The organism is Mixta hanseatica (genome assembly GCF_023517775.1).
In the GTDB taxonomy this organism is placed as follows: Bacteria; Pseudomonadota; Gammaproteobacteria; order Enterobacterales; family Enterobacteriaceae; genus Mixta; species Mixta hanseatica.
The window spans coordinates 3,707,637-3,728,678 of record NZ_CP082904.1 but is presented as its reverse complement, the minus strand read 5'-3'; the positions used below and the strand labels follow the sequence as shown (position 1 = coordinate 3,728,678).

The 21,042-nt window shown below is 55.8% G+C and carries 22 protein-coding genes; 7 read left to right on the top strand and 15 right to left on the bottom strand.

All coding sequences use genetic code 11. The features are described from left to right. Positions 1–13 precede the first annotated feature (13 nt). Both diaA and dolP read left to right on the top strand, forming a co-directional pair. A complete protein-coding gene (gene diaA, locus K6958_RS17735; RefSeq protein ID WP_085069938.1) occupies positions 14–601 on the top strand; it encodes a DnaA initiator-associating protein DiaA in 588 nt (195 codons plus the stop codon). 13 nt (positions 602–614) lie between these two features. Further along, the gene (gene dolP / locus K6958_RS17730) at positions 615–1,187 is read left to right on the top strand and encodes a division/outer membrane stress-associated lipid-binding lipoprotein (protein ID WP_249892343.1); all 573 of its coding nucleotides are present in this window, start codon (positions 615–617) and stop codon (positions 1,185–1,187) included. Positions 1,188–1,225: 38 nt separating this feature from the next. On the opposite strand, the gene K6958_RS17725 is transcribed toward dolP, so the two are convergent. Continuing rightward, positions 1,226–1,930: a pirin family protein gene (locus K6958_RS17725; RefSeq protein WP_249892342.1), complete on the bottom strand. Its 705-nt coding sequence runs from the start codon at positions 1,928–1,930 to the stop codon at positions 1,226–1,228. A 133-nt stretch (positions 1,931–2,063) separates the two neighbouring features. On the opposite strand from K6958_RS17725, the gene K6958_RS17720 reads away from it, so the two are divergent. Next, positions 2,064–2,963, top strand: coding sequence for a LysR family transcriptional regulator (locus tag K6958_RS17720; RefSeq protein ID WP_249892341.1), 900 nt, complete (start codon positions 2,064–2,066; stop codon positions 2,961–2,963). A gap of 56 nt (positions 2,964–3,019) precedes the next feature. Here K6958_RS17720 and K6958_RS17715 read toward each other — a convergent pair whose 3' ends face one another. From K6958_RS17715 to K6958_RS17670, 10 genes are all read right to left on the bottom strand, one after another. Beyond that, entirely contained in the window at positions 3,020–4,006 is a 987-nt protein-coding gene (locus K6958_RS17715) for a glutathione S-transferase family protein (protein ID WP_249892340.1), read from the bottom strand. Between the two features lie 195 nt (positions 4,007–4,201). Continuing rightward, on the bottom strand, positions 4,202–4,594 hold the full coding sequence (locus K6958_RS17710) for a DoxX family protein (protein ID WP_249892339.1): 393 nt from the start codon (positions 4,592–4,594) through the stop codon (positions 4,202–4,204). A gap of 205 nt (positions 4,595–4,799) precedes the next feature. Continuing rightward, complete coding sequence (locus tag K6958_RS17705) at positions 4,800–5,087, bottom strand: YqjK-like family protein (RefSeq protein ID WP_249892338.1); 288 nt, start codon at positions 5,085–5,087, stop codon at positions 4,800–4,802. Beyond that, the gene (locus K6958_RS17700) at positions 5,084–5,482 is read right to left on the bottom strand and encodes a phage holin family protein (protein ID WP_249892337.1); all 399 of its coding nucleotides are present in this window, start codon (positions 5,480–5,482) and stop codon (positions 5,084–5,086) included. Before K6958_RS17700 ends, K6958_RS17705 begins: the two co-directional genes overlap by 4 nt. Before the next feature lie 2 nt (positions 5,483–5,484). Beyond that, complete coding sequence (locus K6958_RS17695) at positions 5,485–5,790, bottom strand: ElaB/YgaM/YqjD family protein (RefSeq protein ID WP_085069951.1); 306 nt, start codon at positions 5,788–5,790, stop codon at positions 5,485–5,487. Positions 5,791–5,832: 42 nt separating this feature from the next. Continuing rightward, positions 5,833–6,204 (bottom strand): DUF1090 domain-containing protein, encoded by a 372-nt coding sequence (locus K6958_RS17690; protein ID WP_249892336.1) that lies wholly within the window; start codon positions 6,202–6,204, stop codon positions 5,833–5,835. Between the two features lie 182 nt (positions 6,205–6,386). Further along, positions 6,387–6,761, bottom strand: coding sequence for an EnvZ/OmpR regulon moderator MzrA (gene mzrA / locus K6958_RS17685; RefSeq protein ID WP_249892335.1), 375 nt, complete (start codon positions 6,759–6,761; stop codon positions 6,387–6,389). After that, a complete protein-coding gene (locus K6958_RS17680) occupies positions 6,761–7,438 on the bottom strand; it encodes a DedA family protein (RefSeq protein ID WP_249892334.1) in 678 nt (225 codons plus the stop codon). The genes mzrA and K6958_RS17680 overlap by 1 nt, the downstream gene beginning before the upstream one ends. A gap of 335 nt (positions 7,439–7,773) precedes the next feature. Then, positions 7,774–8,544 carry a transcriptional regulator ExuR gene (exuR, locus tag K6958_RS17675; protein ID WP_249892333.1) on the bottom strand — a complete coding sequence of 257 codons (771 nt, stop codon included), beginning with the start codon at positions 8,542–8,544 and terminating at the stop codon, positions 7,774–7,776. 157 nt (positions 8,545–8,701) lie between these two features. Beyond that, positions 8,702–10,006, bottom strand: coding sequence for an MFS transporter (locus K6958_RS17670; RefSeq protein WP_249892332.1), 1,305 nt, complete (start codon positions 10,004–10,006; stop codon positions 8,702–8,704). A 422-nt stretch (positions 10,007–10,428) separates the two neighbouring features. Between K6958_RS17670 and uxaC the strand changes: the two genes are divergently transcribed. Genes uxaC through K6958_RS17655 form a run of 3 tightly spaced genes read left to right on the top strand, consistent with a single transcriptional unit; the run spans position 10,429 to position 14,801 of the window. Next, complete coding sequence (gene uxaC / locus K6958_RS17665) at positions 10,429–11,838, top strand: glucuronate isomerase (protein ID WP_249892331.1); 1,410 nt, start codon at positions 10,429–10,431, stop codon at positions 11,836–11,838. A 14-nt stretch (positions 11,839–11,852) separates the two neighbouring features. Next, on the top strand, positions 11,853–13,298 hold the full coding sequence (locus tag K6958_RS17660) for a tagaturonate reductase (protein ID WP_249892330.1): 1,446 nt from the start codon (positions 11,853–11,855) through the stop codon (positions 13,296–13,298). A 12-nt stretch (positions 13,299–13,310) separates the two neighbouring features. After that, positions 13,311–14,801 carry a UxaA family hydrolase gene (locus K6958_RS17655; RefSeq protein WP_249892329.1) on the top strand — a complete coding sequence of 497 codons (1,491 nt, stop codon included), beginning with the start codon at positions 13,311–13,313 and terminating at the stop codon, positions 14,799–14,801. 164 nt (positions 14,802–14,965) lie between these two features. Here the strand turns inward: K6958_RS17655 and sstT are convergent, their stop codons facing one another. The 3 genes from sstT to K6958_RS17640 all read right to left on the bottom strand — a co-directional run bounded on the left by sstT (position 14,966) and on the right by K6958_RS17640 (position 18,677). After that, positions 14,966–16,204: a serine/threonine transporter SstT gene (gene sstT / locus K6958_RS17650; RefSeq protein ID WP_249892328.1), complete on the bottom strand. Its 1,239-nt coding sequence runs from the start codon at positions 16,202–16,204 to the stop codon at positions 14,966–14,968. Between the two features lie 242 nt (positions 16,205–16,446). Next, entirely contained in the window at positions 16,447–17,424 is a 978-nt protein-coding gene (locus K6958_RS17645) for a TerC family protein (protein WP_249892327.1), read from the bottom strand. A 260-nt stretch (positions 17,425–17,684) separates the two neighbouring features. Next, positions 17,685–18,677, bottom strand: a complete 993-nt coding sequence (locus K6958_RS17640) for a Gfo/Idh/MocA family protein (RefSeq protein WP_249892326.1) — start codon at positions 18,675–18,677, stop codon at positions 17,685–17,687. 158 nt (positions 18,678–18,835) lie between these two features. On the opposite strand from K6958_RS17640, the gene K6958_RS17635 reads away from it, so the two are divergent. Next, positions 18,836–20,521 carry a chloride channel protein gene (locus tag K6958_RS17635; RefSeq protein ID WP_249892325.1) on the top strand — a complete coding sequence of 562 codons (1,686 nt, stop codon included), beginning with the start codon at positions 18,836–18,838 and terminating at the stop codon, positions 20,519–20,521. On the opposite strand, the gene K6958_RS17630 is transcribed toward K6958_RS17635, so the two are convergent. Next, a complete protein-coding gene (locus K6958_RS17630; RefSeq protein WP_249892324.1) occupies positions 20,518–21,021 on the bottom strand; it encodes a M48 metallopeptidase family protein in 504 nt (167 codons plus the stop codon). The genes K6958_RS17635 and K6958_RS17630 overlap by 4 nt on opposite strands. Between the last annotated feature and the right edge of the window lie 21 nt (positions 21,022–21,042).

Below are 21,042 nucleotides of genomic sequence, written 5' to 3'. Positions count from 1 at the left end.
ACCAGGTGGTAGTGTGCTGGAAAGAATAAAAGCCTGTTTTACGGAAAGTATACAGACGCAGATAGCCGCCGCGGAGGCGTTACCCGACGCCATTTCCCGCGCGGCGATGACCATGGTGCAATCACTGCTGAACGGCAATAAGATCCTTTGCTGCGGCAACGGCACCTCGGCGGCGAATGCGCAGCATTTCGCCGCCAGCATGATTAACCGTTATGAAGCGGAACGCCCCAGCCTGCCGGCGCTGGCGCTAAGCGCGGACAATATTTTGTTGACCGCCATCGGCGACGATCGGCTGCACGTTGAGGTGTATGCCAAACAGGTCCGGGCGCTGGGCCAGACCGGGGATGTGCTGTTGGCGATCTCTACCCGCGGCAACAGCCGCGATATCGTTAAGGCGGTAGAAGCGGCGGTAACGCGTGATATGACGATTATTGCCCTGACCGGTTATGATGGCGGCGAGCTGGCTGGATTGCTGGGCCCGCAGGATGTGGAGATTCGCATTCCATCACACAGAAGCGCCAGAATTCATGAAATGCATATGCTGACCGTGAACTGCCTGTGTGATTTGATTGATAACACCCTGTTTCCTCATCAGGAATAAACAAGGAGATGTAATGAAGGCACTATCTGCACTGGCAGTGATTTTTGCCGCTCTGTTATTACAGGGCTGTGCCGCCGTTGTGGTCGGCAGCGCAGCGGTAGCGACCAAGAGCGCCACCGATCCGCGTACCGTCGGCACTCAGGTGGATGACGGCACGCTGGAGCTGCGCGTCAGCAACGCGCTGGCGAAAGATCAGCAAATCAAAAAAGATGCGCATGTCGTGGCCACCGCCTATCAGGGCAAAGTGCTGCTGACCGGCCAGGCACCGAGCGCAGAAGTGGCGGATCGCGCGAAACAAATTACCATGGGCGTGGATGGCGCGACGGAGGTGTATAACGAAATCCGTCAGGGGCCGAAAGTGACGTTGGGCACCGCCTCTTCCGATACCTGGATCACCACCAAAGTACGCTCGCAGCTGCTGGGCAGCGATCAGGTAAAATCCTCTAACGTGAAGGTAACGACTGAAAACGGCGAGGTGTTCCTGCTGGGGCTGGTAACGCAAAAAGAAGCCAGCGCGGCGGCGGATATCGCCAGCCGGGTCAGCGGCGTGAAGCACGTTACGACCGCCTTTACTATCCTGAAATAATCCTGCCAGGGGCGGCTTGCGCGTCGCCCCTTTTTTACTTAGCTCATCAAATCAACCACCAGCGCGCGTAGCGCTGTTTTCGCCTGCAGACGAATGCTGGTTTCATCACGGATAAACGCGCCGTCGCCGCAGCCCAACGTTTCCCGTTCGCCGTTCGCCGACAGCGCCTGAAACTGGCCGTGAATCGACTGTAGCCAGGCGCGCGCGCCCTGTAACGGCTGCTGCCACTCTTGCCCCGGCTCCAGGGAAATGTGATGGATCCAGACCTGTTGGCGCACCTGCAGGCTGTTGTTTTCGCCATCGGGCGAAGCGATCAGCTGATGCGGCTCCTGCGGCGTCAGCGTCAGTTGCTGCACCAGCGGGTTTTCACGTTGCGGGCAGGCATCCAGCCACAGCTGGATACGCGTCAGCGGCCCATCACGGTTTACGTTCTGCTCGCTCCAGGTCACGCCCGGCTGCGTTGACAGCAGCAGGATATCGCCATCGCTTGCCCGACAGTAATTGCCTTCGCTGTCGCGATATTCCGCCTCGCCGCGCAGGATCAGGTTAAGAATATCCACCCGGGGATAGGTACGCGGCTGGAAAGCGGCGCCGGGCGCGAGCACTTCCTGATTCAGTACCCGCAGCGAGGCATAGCCCAGAAGTTTTGGATCAAAATAGTGGCCAAAAGAAAATGTATAACGCGCCTGCAGCCAGCCGTAATCGGCCTGACCGCACTGTTGCGCGGTGCGTGATCTCATCATGGTTAGATTACCTCTCCTGCGCCTGTCTATGCTGTCAGGTCACCTGTCAGGTTTCTATGGTAAATATCTGGACGGCGGATTGTTAGCCAGTTAATCTGCCAGGCATATTCAAAATTACTGACAGAGACGCGCAATGGCAAAAGATCGGGCCCTGACTTTGGAAGCACTACGCGTGATGGATGCTATCGATCGGCGCGGCAGTTTTGCTGCGGCCGCTGACGAACTGGGCCGCGTGCCTTCCGCACTCAGCTACACCATGCAAAAACTGGAAGAAGAGTTGGATGTGGTGCTGTTTGATCGCTCTGGTCACCGCACCAAATTCACTAACGTGGGGCGCATGCTGCTGGAGCGCGGCCGGGTGCTACTGGAGGCGGCCGATAAACTCACCACCGATGCGGAAGCGCTGGCGCGCGGTTGGGAAACGCATCTGACCATCGTTGCCGAGGCGCTGGTGCCGACCGAAATGCTGTTTCCGCTGGTAGAGAAGCTGTCGGAAAAAGCCAACACGCAAATCTCCTTGATTACCGAGGTGCTGGCAGGAGCATGGGAACGGCTGGAGCAGGGACGGGCAGATATCGTCGTGGCGCCGGATCTGCACTTTCGCGCCTCTACCGAGATCAATACCCGTAAACTCTATAGCATTATGAGCGTGATCGTCGCCAGCCCGGATCATCCGATCCATCAGGAGCCGGAGCCGCTTTCTGAAACCACGCGGGTAAAATATCGCGGCATCGCGGTGGCGGATACCGCGCGTGAAAGGCCGGTGCTAACGGTACAGCTACTGGATAAACAGCAGCGCTTAACGCTCAGCAGCATGGATGATAAGCGCCGTGCTCTGCTGGCGGGGTTAGGCGTGGCCAGCATGCCTTATCCGCTGGTAGAACAGGATATTGCCGAAGGGCGTCTGCGCGTGGTCAGCCCGGAAACTACCCGCGAAATCGATATTATTATGGCCTGGCGGCGCGACAGCATGGGCGAGGCCAAAGCCTGGTGCCTGCGTGAGATCCCGCGCCTGCTGGCTAAAAAAGGCTAACCCATCAGCTAACCCGCAGATTTTACGAGAAACATCGCGGGTGAAGCTGTCGCGGGTCAGGAAAAGCGTTCATCTCGTCCGTGCGGCTCATCCCAGTCAAAGGCCGGCCCCACGGAAATGACGCCGCTGGGGTTAATGGTTTTATGACTGCAATAGTAGTGATGACGGATATGTTGCAGATTTACCGTCTCAGCGATACCGGGCATTTGCCAGATATCGCGTAAAAAGCCGTTCAGATTGAGATAGTCGCCGATGCGATGGCGGTCGCATTTAAAGTGGGTGACATAAACCGGATCGAAGCGCACCAGCGTGGTCCACAGCCGCAGATCCGCTTCGGTAAGCTGATTGCCGGTCAGCCAGCGATGCTGGCCGAGGATCTGCTCCAGCCGATTCAGCGAACGAAACAGCGCTTCTACGGCTTCGTCGTAGGCCGCCTGCGAGGTGGCGAAACCCGATTTATAGACGCCGTTATTCACCGTATCGTAGATCCAGCCGTTCAGCTCATCGATCTCTTCACGCAGGGCCGTGGGATAATAATCACCGGCGCGTGCGCCGACGGCGTCAAACGCGGAGTTGAACATCCGGATAATGTCGGCGGACTCATTACTGACAATGGTTTGCTGCTGCTTATCCCACAGTACCGGCACCGTCACCCGGCCGCTATAGTTGGCATCGGCCTGCAGATAAAGTTGATACAGAAAATCATGCTGATATAGCGTATCGCCGGTCGCTGCCGGAAAATCGGTTGCGAAGGTCCAGCCGTTTTCCAGCATCAGCGGATGCACCACCGAAACCGAAATCATCTGCTCCAGCCCTTTCAACTGACGCATGATCAACGTGCGATGCGCCCACGGGCAGGCAAGGGAGACATACAGATGATAGCGATCGCGTTCGGCGATAAATCCCGCTTTTCCTGTTGGGCCCGCACTGCCGTCGGCGGTCACCCAGTTACGAAACGCGGAATCAGAGCGCTTAAAGCGGCCGCCGTTCGATTTAGTGTCATACCAGGTATCCTGCCAGACGCCATCAACCAGTTGTCCCATAAAGCCTCCAAAATGCAAGGGGCGAGAATGCAGCCATCCTCGCCCGTAGATGATTAAGTATATACCCGTCATACTTCAAGTTGCCTGTGCGTTGGCATTCCTCGCTCACCCCGGTCACTTACAGGAGTAAGCTCCCGGGGATTCCCTGCGTCGCCGACTTCCTGCAACTTGAATTATTTAGCGTATAGTTACCACTTACCACTTTTTCCCTAACAGGCGATCGATGCTGTAAGCGCCAGCGCCGCTGATGCCCAGCAACAGGAAGCCGCCCGCGATAGAGAGATTTTTCATAAACGTCATCGCGTTCACGCCTTCAGCGAAATTGCTGTGGAACAGGAAGGCGGTCAGCAGCGTAAAGACGGCGGTAAACAGTGCGGTAAAACGCGTCAGGAAACCAAACAGGATCGCCAGCCCGCCGCCCAGCTCCAGCAGGATAACCAGCGGTAGAATAAACGCCGGTACGCCCATCGCCTGCATATACTGCGCGGTGGTGTCGTAGCCGGTCACTTTGCCCCAGCCAGAAACGATAAACAGGATCGGCAGCAAAATACGCGCGGCCAACAGGCCAAGATCTTCGAATTTTTTCATGGTTTTCCCCAGTGTTGTTTTTTCCCAGGCGACACGCGCCTGAGCGATTAAACTGTATGATTGCAGGCGATTGCTGGCTGCTCTCGGTAACTGAGGAGGATAATAAGTGGGCAGGAGAAGATTTGTAAGCGAGTTAAACTGTCAAAGAAGTTCAAGAAAATTGATATTGATTGCCTGCACTATTTGCAGGCAATCAGAGGAGGCGCTAGTGCTTACGCGGCAGGTTGGATTTGATCAGGCGCCAGGTGCTCCATGCACCCACGCCGCGCTTCGCCCAACGCATTAAAAAGTTGGGATTGCGTACCGACCAAATCGCCAGGGCGCTGCTGCCGATAGCCAGATAGCTACGCAGGCTTAACAGCGTCATCCAACCGCGATCGTAACGGGCGGTTTCCAACAGCCATTCGCGCCGCGCCATACTCAGATCGAGGCGCTGCTGGTGAATAGTTATTAGCAGATCCGCTTTACGTTGTTCACGGTCAGCTCGCGTCATGGTTGGCGGTCCTCCAGCATTTTACGGTCAGAGGAAAGCTCTTTCCGCGTATGGTGCAACAGCGTGGATTTACGCGACTTACGCAGCGTCCACAGGCCGAAAATAAGCGCCAGTACAAATAGCACGGCGGTAGTAATGCCAATGGTCATCAGGCGATACTGTGCGTCAACCGCCCAGATCACCAGTACCATCAGGCTCATCAGACCAAACGCGGTGAACAGCATAGTCAGGCCAATCATCAACAGCATCTGTATCAGATTGGCCTTCTCCTCTTCCAGCTCGACCACAGCGAGGCGCACACGGGTTTCTACCATGCCAACCAGCGTAGTGACGAGACGCTGTCCGATGTTTATGACCCCTTTGCCTGGGCCGTGGCTCTGCTGAGAATCGGCCATAATTAACGACGCGAAATCAGCATGCCGATGGCCAGCCCGATGGCTGCGCCGATACCGACGCCGTGCCACGGATTTTCACGCACATAATCATCGGCGTGGCTCACCGCTTCACGAGTGGTCTGCGACAGACGATCGCCGGTTTCACCCAAGCGCAGGCGTGACTCATCCAGCGCGGCGCGCGCTTTGCTACGCAGCTTATCCATTTCTGATTTTGATTTATCGGTAGAATGGCTCAGCACTTCTTCCAGCGTATCCGCCAGATTCTTCAGCTCGGCGCGCAGGTGTTCTGACGTAGTATCTTTTGACATGAAACACTCCTTTATTCTCAGGCAATGTACGCTGTAAATGGGTTACCAGGGAGCAGCCTGAAGCGCTTTAAGCTCTTCGCGCTCTTCCTGTAATTTTCGTTGGCGTTTAGCGATTTTTTCCTTATCGCCATCTTCTTCGGCATCTTTCAGATCTTGTTCTCGTTCTGCCACTTCCCGCTTTTTGGCGTTAATGTTTTCCTGATGGGCCGCCGTAAGCTTTTCATCAGTGCAGCTGGCGCGTACTTCCGTGAGCGCGCGTTCGAGGCCGTTCACCCGACGTTGATTATCATGTTGTTTAGCAACTGCGATTTCGTGCTCAATATTTTTCTCTTTCTGCATACAGAGGACGCCAGCGGCCTGGGTAAAGCCGGAAAGGGAAAACAGAGCCAGAAAAAGCGAGGTACGAAATTTCATCCGATCTTGACCTTCCATTGTTAAATTCAGCCGTTCCCTGTGAACGGTTAAGATGCAGCAGCTACAAGGCTGGCCGCCATGCCGCCTCATAACCTTTTGTAAGAATAGACACTCTTTGCGGAAAGCTCAAAAGTGTTAATAAAGAAAGCCGATTTGCGGCAGGGGAAGGGCGCTATGCAGGGTCAGCCAACGAACTGCGGCCGTAGCGAAATTTTATTCAGCCAGCCGCCATGGCTATCTAACTGGGCGATATCAAAACCATGCGGCAGAATTTTAAGCAGGGCGCGCTGAGCCGCCTGGCTCTGCTCCTGCGATTCAAAGCGCAACACCAGCGAGTCCTGGGCGGGCGTGATGCTTTTCACCTGAATGCCCTGCGCATTCAACCTCTGCCAGACGTAGAACCCGTCCGGCAGGGTGACGCCCTGTTCGGCCGCGCGAATTTGCAGGGCGTTTTCATGACGAAACAGGGCCGGCACCAGCGCAAAGGCGATAATCGCCAGCAATCCGATCAGCAGCCAGCGCAGCGGCTGACGTAACAGGGGCTGTAACCATTGCATCAGGGTTGACCTTTTTGCTTGCCGTTACCGTTGCGTTTACGCCACAGCACCACCAACGACCCCGCCAAACCGAACACCAGTAGCACCAGCGGCAGCAGCATCAGACAGAACATCAGCTCATCTTCATAACGGCGGAAAAGCGGCGTTTTGCCCAGCGCAAAGCCCAACACCGTCAGGATGAAGACCCACAGGAAAGCGCTTACCCAGTTAAAGAACTGAAAGCGGGTATTGCTCAGGCCGGAAAGGCCGGCAATGGTAGGCAGCAGCGTACGTACGAAAGCGATAAAGCGACCAATTAACAGGGCGGAGAGGCCATGGCGATGAAACATCTGATGGGCGCGTTGGTGATACTGCGCGGGCAGATGGGATAGCCATTTTTGCACGGTGGGCGTATTGCCCAGCCAGCGGCCCTGAATATAGCTAACCCAGCATCCGAGGCTGGCCGCAGTGGTGAGGATAAACAGGGTCAGCGGGAAATTCATTGTGCCTTTGGCAATCAGTACGCCAACCAGAATAAGCAGGCTATCGCCGGGGAGAAAAGCGGCGGGAAGCAGGCCATTCTCCAGAAACAAAATCATAAACAGCACGCCATAAATTGCCCAGACCAGGGTCGGATCGGACAGGGTCTCAAAATCTTGTTGCCATAAGGCTTGCAACAGCGCTTTTAAAATATCCATTCATTATTCCTGAACTTCATTGTTAACACTGGCCCATCAATAAAGAGGCCGGGGGCAGGCTGGCAGTTTTTGTTAATTGTAGTCGCCGCTACCTCAGGCCGGGTAATCGTCTGTCGCCTTTAGCGGCGATAAAAACGAAGCGTTCTTCTTTCCCGCTGCGAAAGGGTAAGAAAAGGCGGATAACTGTAACAAAATCCACCTTTACGAGACAGGGAAAGTTACCACTGTCTGAGAGTTTTACCGTTGAAAATCATTAGCAGAAAGGAGCTTTACACTGGCTGACACTAAAGTAACTTAGCTGACTTTAGACGCTTTGTTAGGCAAAGCGTCTTTTTTTAGCGGGAAGAGGAGGTATCAGGCAGAATAACCGGGTTTTCAGCAAACATATAGCGGTCGACGTTGAACTCAAAATCGTCAGTGGTGGCATTAAATAACATCTGTCGGGTGTTTTCCAGATGCTGCCACATCGCCAGTTTGGCGGCGGCGGGATCTTTGCGCATCAGAGCCTTCAGGATCAGATCGTGGTCATTGCACCAGCTGCCGATAGAGCGTTCGTCAATATGTTCATGCAGTTTCAGCCAGTAGGGATTGTGGGTGCGATGCAGCCACATTTTCTCAACAATAGCCGCCAGCGCGCTGTTTTGCGTCGCCATGGCAATTTGTACATGAAAACGCATATCCCATTCAGAATCGCGGAAGCGATCTTCTTTGCGCGCCTCCTGCTGGATCTCCATCAGCTGCACGATGTCCTGGCGGGTCACGCGCGTTGCGGCAAATTCCGCCACGTTACTTTCAATCAGCTGACGCGCCTGTAACAGTTCGAAGGGACCGAAATTAGCAAACTCCAGCTGACTGTTAGTCATGACGCGGTGGTTCTGCTGGTTGGAAATCACATGGATACCGGAACCTTTGCGCACCTCAACGTAGCCTTCCACCTCCAACATGATGATCGCCTCACGTACCACGGTACGGCTGACCTGCATCTCTTCAGCGATTAAACGTTCCGCCGGCAGCTTATCGCCTGGCTGATACTGTCCGCCTTCAATGCGATTCTTTAGTTCTGAGGCCAGCTGTTGATAAAGACGACGCGGTTCGCTGATTTCCATAGGTCTGTTTCCTGCAGGGATATTCTGTAAGTTGTTATACCACTTACCGGCCGTCAGGCCAATGACTGCAAAGAGTGAGACGATGGAAATGCGCGCTGCGTCAGCAAAAGAGAAGGGGAGCGAGGCGCGCACCAGCAGATGCGCGCCCTGCGGCAGGTTAGCTGCGTACCGGTTCGGCAACAGGCGTGGCTGGCGTCGGCTCCAGTTCGGCGGCCGGTTTGTTTTTCAATACCGTCCAGATAACTACTGCGCCCAGCAGATCGAATACTGCCAGCGCGGCAAACAGTGGACTGAAGCCCAGCGTATCGGCCAGCGCGCCGACTACCAGCGCGAACATGGTGCTGGCGGTCCAGGCGGCCATGCCGGTCAGCCCGTTAGCGGTGGCGACTTCATTACGGCCAAAGACATCCGAAGAGAGCGTAATCAGCGCGCCGGAGAGCGCCTGATGCGCAAAGCCGCCTACGCACAGCAGACCAATCGCCACGTAGGGGCTGGTAAACAGGCCGATGGTGCCGGGCGCAATCATTAATACCGCGCCCATCGTTACCACCAGCTTGCGTGAAACGATCAGGTTTACGCCAAACAGCCGTTGAAACAGCGGCGGCAGGTAACCGCCGACAATGCAGCCCAAATCGGCGAACAGCATCGGCATCCAGGCAAACATGGCGATCTCTTTTAGATTAAAGCCGTAAACTTTAAACATAAACAGCGGGATCCAGGCATTAAACGTACCCCACGCCGGCTCCGCCAGAAAGCGCGGCAGCGCGATGCCCCAAAATTGGCGGTTACGCAGGATCTGACCGGCGCTCATTTTCTTGCCATTGTCGATCTGGTGCTGCGCTTCCTGGCCGGAAAGAATGTAGTCGCGTTCGTTATCGCTGAGCTTTTTCTGCTGTTTGGGATGTTTATAAAACAGCAGCCAGCATAGCGCCCAGATCATGCTCAGTACGCCGGTAATGATAAAGGCCATTTCCCAGCTGTGGGCGACGATAGCCCACACCACCAGCGGCGGCGCGACCATCGCGCCGATAGAGGAGCCAACGTTGAAATAGCCCACCGCAATAGAACGCTCTTTGGCCGGAAACCATTCGCTGCTGGCTTTCAGGCCAGCGGGGATCATCGCCGCTTCGGCGGCGCCTACCGCGGCGCGTGCTATCGCCAGCCCGCCCCAGCTGTTTGCCAGCGCGGTGGCGGCGCAGAATATCGCCCACATAATCGCGAACACTGCATAGCCGACTTTGGTGCCGAGGATATCCAGGATGTAACCGGCCACCGGCTGCATCACGGTATAGCAGGCGGAGTAGGCGGCCACGATATAAGAGTATTGCTGGGTGGTGATGTGAAGCTGTGCTTCCAGCGTTGGCGCGGCTACGGCAATGGCGTTACGCGTCAGGTAACCCAGCACGGTACCGATGGTCACCAGACCGATCATATACCAGCGTAGCCCTTTTATTTTACGCATGTCATACCTCTTCCAGTTCTGTTTGCGGCCGTGCCGCTGTTGTTTTTTATGGCGGATCCGCCGCAGCCAACTGCGGACAGAGAGCATTCGTGGGCAAAAGCGCATCTTTGCCCTTACCTTTCCTTACCTGTGAGAAAAATTCCTGCTCAGCAAAATCTGACGGGCTGACGATAACTTGTCATACAGATTTAAAAGTTGAATGCCATCACAAAAACCATTTTTGTAATATGGGATACTTAAATCCAAGAAATGTCAGGTGATTACTGGTTTGCAGGGCAGTTGAACGTCAAATCTGCGGCGTGAAGTTGTCTAATATGTGAGCTGTATCGCAAAATAATCGCTGCGGCCGCTTTAATTGGTATGATAACTTTTCCTGCCATCAGGTGAACGCATCGCTAACGTTCATGTAAAAGGAGATCGGAATGTCCCGTTTTATGACCGAAGATTTTTTGCTGGATAGTGAATTCGCCCGCCGCCTGTATCACGACTACGCGGCCGATCAACCGATCTTTGATTATCATTGCCACCTGCCGCCGCAGCAGATCGCAGATAACTACCGCTTTAACAATCTGTACGATATCTGGCTGAAGGGCGATCACTATAAATGGCGCGCCATGCGGGCTAACGGCGTGCCGGAAGCGCTCTGTACCGGCGATGCCAGCGACCGCGAGAAATTTAACGCCTGGGCGCGCACCGTTCCGCATACCATCGGCAATCCGCTTTATCACTGGACCCATCTTGAACTGCGTCGCCCGTTTGGCATCACCAACGTGCTGCTATCGGAAAAAACTGCCGATCGCATCTGGGATGAGTGCAACGCGCTGTTGGCGCAGGATGAATTTAGCGCGCGCGGCATCATGCAGCAGATGAACGTACGTATGGTGGGCACGACCGATGACCCGGTAGACGATTTACAGCATCATCAGCGCCTGGCGCAGGATACGAGCTTTACCATTAAAGTATTGCCGAGCTGGCGTCCTGATAAAGCGTTCAATATTGAAGCAGAAGGCTTTACCGACTACATGCATAAGCTTGGCGCGGTAGCGGATACCGATATCCGCCGCTTCGATGATTTACGGCGCGCGCTTAGCAAGCGCCTCGACCATTTTGCCGCGCACGGCTGTAAAGTTTCCGATCATGCGCTGGATGTGGTGCTGTTTGCCGAAGCGGACGACGCCACGCTGGATGAGATCCTGGCGCGTCGCCTGCAGGGAAGCCTGCCTTCAGAACAGGAAATGGCGCAGTTTAAAACCGCAGTGCTGGTCTGGCTGGGCGCCGAGTACGCCCGCCGCGGCTGGGTGCAGCAATATCATATCGGCGCGCTACGCAATAATAATCGTCGTCAACTGCAGCTGCTGGGGCCGGATGTCGGCTTTGACTCGATTAACGATCGTCCGCTGGCTGAGCCGCTGGCGCGTCTGCTCGATGCGCAAAACCGCAATAATGCGCTGCCGAAAACCATTCTTTACTGCCTCAACCCGCGTGATAACGAAGTGCTGGCGACCATGGCTGGGAATTTTCAGGGTGAAGGCGAGCCGGGCAAGATGCAGTTTGGCTCCGCGTGGTGGTTTAACGATCAGCTGGACGGCATGCAACGGCAGATGACGCAGCTGGCGCAAATAGGCCTGCTGAGCCGCTTTGTCGGCATGTTAACCGACAGCCGCAGCTTCCTTTCTTATACGCGTCACGAATATTTCCGTCGTCTGCTGTGCCAGATGATTGGCCGCTGGGTGGAAAACGGCGAAGCGCCTGCGGATATCGATCTGCTGGGCAATATGGTGAAAAACATCTGCTTTAACAATGCCCGCGACTATTTCGGCATTGAGCTTTAAGGCACGGAGATGTCATGCAAACACTGAATCGCAAAAACTTTCCCGGCGCGCAGTATCCCACGCGCATCATCCAGTTTGGCGAAGGCAATTTTCTACGCGCGTTTATCGACTGGCAGATCGATTTACTGAATGCCCACAGCGACCTGGACGCCGGCGTTACGGTGGTGCGGCCAACCAATCGTCCTGCCGACTACACGCTTAACCATCAGGATGGGCTCTATACCGCGCTGATCCGTGGGCTGAATGCGCAGGGAGAGGTGGTGAGCGAGCCGCGTCTGATCCGTTCGGTGAATCAGGAAATTCAGCCATATCGGCAGTTTGATGCGTTTATCGCGCTGGCGCAGGACGCGCAGATTCGCTTTATGTTTTCCAACACCACCGAGGCGGGCATCGCCTTTAACGCCGACGATCGGCTGGAAGATCGGCCGGCCCGCTCGTTCCCCGGCAAGGTGACTCAGTTACTGTGGGCGCGCTGGCAGCATTTTTCCGGCGCCGCGGATAAAGGCTGGATCATTCTGCCCTGCGAGCTGATCGATCATAACGGCGACGCGCTGCGTGAGCTGGTACTGCGCTATGCCGAAGGCTGGCAGCTGCCCGCAGCGTTTAGCGCCTGGGTTAAACAGCACAATATTTTCTGCAACACGCTGGTGGATCGCATTGTTCCCGGTTATCCGGCGGCGGAGGCCGAAGCGCTGTTTAACTCGCTGGGCTATCGCGATCCGTTGCTGGTGGCGGGCGAGGTTTTTTACCAGTTCGTTATTCAGGGGCCGCAGCAGGTAGCCGATGAGCTGCGTCTAACGGCACTGCCGCTTAATGTCCGGCTGGTGGAAGATATCAAGCCGTGGAAAGAGCAAAAGGTGGCAATCCTGAACGGCGCGCATACGGCGATGGTGCCGGTAGCCTGGCTCGCCGGGCTGGATACCGTCGGCGAGGCGATGAATGACAGCCGCATCGCGGATTTTATCGACGCCATGCTGCGCGAAGAGGTAATCCCCACGCTGGATTTGCCGGCTGAGGATCTACATCGCTTTGCAGATGCGGTGCTGGGCCGTTTCCGTAACCCCTTCATTCACCATCAGCTGTCGGCGATTGCGTTAAATAGCATGACCAAATTCCGTACGCGTCTGCTGCCGCAGTTGCTAACCGGATATCAGCAGAACGGCCGTTGGCCGACGCGCATAACTTTCGCGCTGGCGGCGCTGATCGCTTACTACTGCGGCGAGCGCAACGGCGAGCGTTATCCCCTGCAGGATGATGCGCAGTGGCTGGATCGCTTTGCCACGCTGTGGCCGCAGCAGGCGCAGGGCGCGATCTCGCTGCAGCAGCTGGTACAGGCGGTACTGAGCGATGAGCAGCACTGGCAGTGCGATCTTAGCCAGCAGCCCGGCCTGGTCGATGCCGTTACGCAACACCTGCAAAATATCACCGCTCACGGTATGCGGGCGGCATTACCACAATGAGGAATACCGGCTATGCAACAAGCGATTAAAATAGCGCCGCGCGATAACGTCGCCGTCGCGCTCAGCGATCTGGACGAAGGTAGCGTGCTGACGCTGGATGAGGTTACCGTTACGTTGCGTCAGCCGGTAGCCCGCGGACATAAGTTTGCGCTGCGGCCCATCGCCGTTGATGAGCATGTGATCAAATATGGTTTGCCGATTGGCCACGCCACGCAGCCGATCGCGGCGGGTGAGCATGTTCATGCGCAAAATGCGCGCACTAACCTCAGCGATCTGGATGAGTATCACTATCAGCCCGATTTTATCACGCTGCCGCCGCAGGCCGCCGACCGTGAAGTCCAGGTTTACCGCCGCGCTAACGGCGAAGTGGGAATACGCAATGAACTGTGGATCCTGCCGACCGTCGGCTGCGTCAACGGCATTGCGCGTCAGATCCTGCAACGCTTTTTACGTGAAACCGACGATGCCGCCGGCATTGATGGCGTGCATCTTTTCAGCCATCCGTTTGGCTGCTCACAGCTGGGGCAGGATCATGAGAACACCCGCACTATGCTGCAAAATATGGTGCGTCATCCCAATGCCGGCGCGGTGCTGGTGATTGGTCTGGGCTGCGAGAACAATCAGGTTGATGTGTTCCGCGATACGCTGGGCGACTACGACAGCGAGCGCGTTAGCTTTATGATCTGCCAGCAGCAGGAAGATGAGGTAGAGGCGGGGCTGGAACGTCTGCATCAGCTCTATCAAACCATGCGCCACGATCGGCGCCAGCCAGGAAAGCTGAGCGAATTAAAATTCGGGCTGGAATGCGGCGGCTCAGATGGTTTTTCCGGCATTACCGCTAATCCGCTGCTGGGACGTTTTTCCGATCGGATGATCGCCAACGGCGGGACCACCGTCCTGACCGAAGTGCCGGAGATGTTTGGCGCTGAACGCATCCTGATGAGCCGCTGTCGCGACGAGGCGACTTTCGAGAAAACGGTAGCAATGATCAACGATTTCAAACGCTATTTTATCGCTCATCAGCAGCCGATTTATGAAAATCCCTCGCCGGGAAACAAGGCGGGCGGCATTACCACGCTGGAAGAGAAATCGTTGGGCTGTACGCAAAAAGCCGGGCAGAGCCAGGTAGTGGATGTGCTGAAGTATGGCGAGCGTCTGCGGCAGCCGGGGCTAAATCTGCTTAGCGCGCCGGGCAACGATGCGGTGGCGACCAGCGCGCTGGCGGGAGCGGGCTGCCATATGGTGCTGTTTACTACCGGACGCGGCACCCCTTACGGCGGGTTTGTGCCAACGATAAAAATCGCTACCAATAGCGAACTGGCGGAACGTAAGCCGCACTGGATCGATTTTAACGCCGGTCCGCTGGTGCTGGACACGCCGATGGAGACGCTGCTGGATCGCTTTGTTGATTATATCGTTGAGGTCGCGAACGGCAGGCAAACCAACAATGAGCGCAACGATTTCCGCGAGTTGGCGATCTTTAAAAGCGGCGTCACGCTGTAAGGCATAGAAAAGTGACGCAATGGCCTTCCGGCGCGGGCGCCACTCTTACCAGAGGCGCCCAGCGACAGAGTGCTCCAGCGATCTTTAAAGAAACGTAGTCTAACGAAAGAGGCGGCCCAGTGGCCGCCTCTTTACCGTGCTTTTTACGTGATAGCCACAGGCGCTTAGCTGGGACTCTTCGCTGCCGCGCGCTGCTCCTCCGCCTGACAAACGGCGGCGGTAAACAGAATATCGGTAGAGGAGTTCAGCGCGGTTTCCGCCGAATCCTGCAGTACGCCGATAATAAAACCTACCGCGACCACCTGCATGGCGACATCATTAGGAATACCAAACATATTACAGGCCACCGGGATCAGCAGCAGCGAACCGCCCGCCACGCCGGATGCGCCGCAGGCGCACAGCGAAGCGACCAGGCTAAGCAGCACGGCGGTCGGCACGTCAACGTGAATGCCCAGCGTATTCACCGCCGCCAGCGTCAGTACGGTAATGGTGATGGATGCGCCCGCCATACTGATAGTGGCGCCCAGCGGGATAGAAACCGACCAGGTATCTTCATCCAGGCCTAGCCTTTTCGCCAACGCCATATTCACCGGAATATTCGCCGCCGAGCTGCGGGTAAAGAAAGCGGTCACGCCGCTTTCACGCAGGCAGGTAAACACCAGCGGATAAGGATTGCGGCGAATTTTCCACCACACCAGCATCGGGTTAAACACCAACGCCATCAGCAGCATACAGCCAATCAGCAGGGTCAGCAGGTGGGCATAATTCCACAGCGCAGAAAAGCCGGTAGAGGCCAGAATCGAGGCGACCAGACCGAAAATACCCAGCGGCGCGCAGCGAATCACGATACGCACCATCCAGGTCACGGCGTCGGAGGCGTCGTTCAGCAACTGTTTGGTGCTCTCGCTGCTGTGGCGGAAAGCGATACCCAAACCAATCGCCCACACCAGAATGCCGATATAGTTAGCGTGAATAAGCGCATCAAACGGATTCGCCACCATGCTCATCAGCAAGCCGTTTAAAACCTCAACAATGCCGGATGGCGGGGTAATCTCCGTTTGCGCTGCGCTCAGGGTCAACACCTGCGGATAGAGGTGACTGCAAACCACGGCAACCACCGCTGCAAAAAAGGTACTCAGCAGATAAAGCAGAATAATCGGGCGAATATTACTTTTTTGCCCATGCTTGTGGTTGGCAATTGAAGCAATGACCAGCACCAGCACCAGCAGCGGCGCTACCGCTTTCAGCGCGTTAACGAACAGCGAGCCGAGCAGGCCGACCGCCAGCGCCGTATCTTTTGAGAACCAGGCGAGCGCGATACCGGCCAGCAGGCCAATCATAATTTGTTTTACCAGACTGCCGCCTAACAGGCGCGCAATCAGCGTGGAAGAACTTTTTTCCATCGTCAGAACCAAGAATAGTTATTGTGGACGTCGGGGCCGGGCAGGCCACGTACGGCATGAGTGTTTGCCTGGGGAAGTATAAGGAAATGCGATGGCAGGAAAAGCAGAAATTATGGCTATCAGGACGGGATCGACTTTTTTTATTTCTGTTTATTGGAATTGTGACAGTGATTGCAATTGCTTCATTTCATTTGAGCAGAATAATCAACGGGGCGCTAAGCGCCCCGTAGCATATTGCTTTGTTACTTTGCGTTATTGATTTTATTGCGATCGTTGCGGTGATTAACCCAGGCGTTAATCAGCAGCGTCAGGCCAAGAATGCTACCCACCACGCCGAGGGAAATCGCTACCGGGATATGCCAGATATCAACAATCAGCATCTTAATACCGATAAACACCAGCACAATCGCCAGGCCGTATTTCAGCATCGAGAAACGCTCCGCCACGCCAGCCAACAGGAAATACATGGCGCGCAGGCCGAGGATGGCAAACAGGTTAGAGGTCAGCACGATAAAGGGATCGGTGGTCACGGCAAAAATGGCCGGAATACTGTCGACGGCAAAAATAACGTCGCTCAGTTCCACCATAATCAGTACCAGCAGCAGCGGCGTAGCGTACAGCAGGCCGTTGCGGCGCACGAAAAACTTCTCGCCTTCCAGATTATCCGTCATGCGTAGATGGCTACGCAGCCAGCGCACCACCGGCTTATCGCCGACTGAATGTTCATCATCCTCTTTGCTGAACGCCATCTTGATGCCGGTAAGCAGCAGGAAAGCACCGAACAGGTAGAGGATCCAGCTAAACTGGGTGACCAGCCAGCTACCGGCAAAAATCATAATGGTACGCAGGACAATCGCGCCCAGCACGCCGTAAATCAGTACCCGACGCTGATAAGCCGCCGGTACGGCGAAATAGCCGAACAGCATCAGCCAGACAAAGACGTTATCCACGGCCAGCGCTTTCTCCAGCACATAGCCAGTTAAAAACGCCATGGTTTGCGTATTCGCCGCTTCACGGCCCATAGAACCATCGAGATACCACCAGAATGCGGTGGCGAAAAGCAGGGAAACAGAAACCCAGACCAGCGACCAGACTGCCGCTTGCTTGAGCGTCATGGTTTGCGCGCCGCGCCGTCCCTGTAGAAAGAGATCGATCGCCAGCATGATCAGCACGACAACGGCGAAGCTGCCCCAGAGTAACGGTGTGCCAACGGTTTGCATAAATAATATCCTGTCAGTAAACAAAAACGGCCAACGTCGGAAGACATCAGCCGTGCTGTTTATTGCAAGCAAAGCCCTGCCTTCCGGCAAGGTCTCACTTACAATACAGAAAAAATTCCGCATTGCCCGATGACCGGATGCGTAACGCATCGTAATGACGATCGATCGGCTAACAAGTTACTCCCCTTTGCTGCAAAGAAAGATAGAAGGGCGCAGGGCAATAAGCAACGTATCTGGCGTCATATTTTGAAATATTTACACTAGCTGGATCTGTTTTCGGCGTCTGCCGGAAAAACCACGCCGGTTTGCCGCCGGATTTCAGTTAGCAGGCGCGCCGTGCTGCGTGTCAATGCCAGGCCCGGATGGGCAACCTGCCGTCCGGCGACCAGCCCGGCGAACTGCTCCGCTTCATAACGCATGGTGTTGCTGTGCTGCGCAGGCGTCAGATCCTGGGCAGCGCCGCCGCGTGGATTCAATGTCACGCGTTGCACTTCAGACAGTTTTTCTATCACCAGCGATCCCGCTTCGCCCTGGATCTCGCTGGGAATATACGAGTCGCTGACTTTGGAATGCAGCAGCGTGACGTCGAAATCGCCGTAGTGCATGATTACCGAACCATGCGCATCAACGCCGCTCTCCAGCAGCGTGGCCTGCGCCTGCACCCGCTGCGGCTCTCCCCACAGCGCCAGCGCGCTGGCCAGGCAGTAGTAGCCAATATCCATGATCGAGCCGTTAGACCAGCGCGGATCGAACGTATTGGGATGTTCGCCGTTCAGATAGCGCGGATAGCGGGAAGAGTATTGACAATAATTGAACAGCGCTTTACGCAGCCGGCCCAACTGCGGCAGGAATTGCTGAATTACCTGGAAACCCGGCAGGGCGGCGGTTTTAAACGCTTCAAACAGCACCACCTGATGATCAGCGGCGCAGGCGATCATCCGTTCCGCTTCCTGCAGGGTAGAGGCCAGCGGTTTTTCACAAATTACATGCTTGTGATGACGCATAAACAGCAGCGCCTGTTCACAGTGCAGAGCGTTAGGGCTGGCGATATAAACCGCATCGATCTCAGCGCAGGCCGCCATCTGCTCCAGGGAGATAAACAGATGCTCGGCCGGGCAGGTTTTAGCGAAAGCCAGCGCCTGCTCCAGCGTGCGCGAATAAATAGCGGTCAGTTGCATTTTGCCGGTCTGATGCGCGGCCTCGACAAACTGCCGGGTAATCCAGTTAGTGCCTACAATAGCGAAGCGAATCATAAAAATGCCTGCTCCTGAGCCTGAATAAGGAACAGCAGATTAACATGGGCGCGGGATTGCGCCACGGCAAAGCGCCGTCGCTGATTTGATCCTGCGATCCGCCTTCCAATATGATGGCCTTTTTCCCGCAGGCAGGAACCGTAACAGAAGGATGCGATGTGAGCGTTAAACATGTTCTTAACTGGACCACTATTTTGGTCGCGATCCCGGTAGGCTGCGCGGCATCGCTGGTAACGCTGGGCTTCCGTCATCTGATTGAGCTGATTAACCAGTTACTGTTTCATACCGATCGCGATATCACCGTGGCGATGACCGTCTGGCCCTGGTATTGCTGGCCGCTGATCGTCGGGCTGGGCGGCGTGGTCGCTGGCTTTTTTCTGCGCTATGCCATTAGCCTGGAGCGTCAGCAAACCAGTAAAACCGACTATCTGGACGTGATTAACGCCCGGCTGGACGCGGTGCCCACCAGAACCTCACTGTTTCGCGCGCTTTCATCGATCGCCAGTATCGGCAGCGGCGCCTCAATTGGTAAAGAGGGGCCGATGGTGCAGCTTTCCGCGCTGTGTGGCAGCCTGATGGGGCGCTTTTGCTTTAAATCCGTCGCCATTAATAATAGTGAAATCGTGGCGATGGCCGCCGCCGCCGGGCTGGCCTCGGTTTATCATGCGCCGCTGGCCTCGGCGATTTTCGTGGCGGAGATCGCCTTTGGCATTACGGCGCTACAGCGGCTGATCCCGCTAATTATTGCGGCCGCCACGGCGGTGATGACCATGTGGTCGCTGGGCCTGCGCAATGCGCTGTATCCCTTTGCCGATGTCCAGTTTCAGCTGGAGCCAACGGCGCTGCTGCTGACGGTCTCCATCGGCCTGTTGTCCGGGCTGCTAGGCTGGCTGCTGATTAAAATGATTGGCCGCAGCAGACAGCTTTTCTCTGCTATAGCCTCGCTGCCGCTGCGCCTTGGATTAGGCGGCCTGCTGGTGGGCACGCTGGCGCTGGTCTCTACTGATATCCTGGGCAACGGCTATGAAGTGATTGTAAAAATTATGGCAGGAGACTATCTGCTGCCCGCGCTGTTGTTGCTGCTGGTATTAAAAATGAGCGCCACGGCATTATCGGTAGGCTCGAACGCGGTGGGCGGACTGTTTACCCCTTCACTGTTGGTCGGTGCGCTGCTGGGCGTGATTATCGCCACGCTGGCGCAACAGGCCGGGCTGCCGGTAAGCAATACGCTGCTGTTTGCGGTGGTGGGTATGGGAGCGGTGCTGGCGGCGGTCAGCCAGGCGCCACTGATGGCGATGCTGATGGCGCTGGAAATGACGCTCAATAGCAGTCTGCTGTTTCCGGTGATGATCGCCACCGTACTGGCGGCGCTGGTCGCCTGGCGTCTGCAGGCGACCAGCACCTATCCGGTGGTCACGCAGCATTTTAATCGCGCCGACGCCAAGCTTGAGTTTGATAACAGCATCATTGAGCAGCTTATTGTGCCTGGCGCCGCGTTACAGCCGCATGAGTCGGTCGGGCGCGCGCTGGCGGTCAGCTCGCTGAAAAAAGAGCGCTATGTCTATGTGATTAACGACCTGGGCCATTTTCTTGGCGTGGTTTCGATTCATGATATCTCGCGCAAAATTCTCGATCATGAAATCACGCTGGATTCGCCGGTGATCCTGGTCATGGACGCGCAGTTTCCCTGCGTATTCCGCAATCAGACCATCCGTGAGGGATGGGAAGCTTTTGCGCAGGTGACGCTGGAACGCCTGCCGGTATTGAATAATCCGCAGGATCGTAAATATCTGGGCGTGCTGACCAAAACCAGCCTGATTAGAAAGGCAAAAGAATTTATTTAATCGGCGTTGCCCAGCAGCGCCTGATGGGTCAGCCAGAGGCGGGTATCGAATTCCAGCTGATGGTAATCAGGCTCCATATGGCAGCAGAGCTGATAAAAAGCCTTGTTGTGCTCTTTCTCTTTAATATGCGCCAACTCATGCACTACGATCATGCGCAGGAAGGCTTCCGGCGCCTGGCGGAACAGCGTGGCAACGCGGATCTCCGCCCGCGCTTTCAGCTTGCCGCCCTGCACCTGCGAGACCGCAGTATGCAGACCAAGCGCATGTTTGATGACGCGGATTTTGCTGTCGTAGACCACTTTATTCAGCGGCGCGGCGTTGCGTAAATAGCGGTTTTTTAACGCCAGCGTGTAATCATACAGCGCTTTGTCGCTGGTGATGTTGTGCATGGCGGGATAGCGTTGTTGCAACACCTCGCCAAGGCGCTGCTGATCGATAAGAGTCTGGACCTGGCGCAGCAGCGTTTCAGGATAGCCCTGCAGATAAATTAACGACGACATGACGCGGCTCGAATAAAAAGG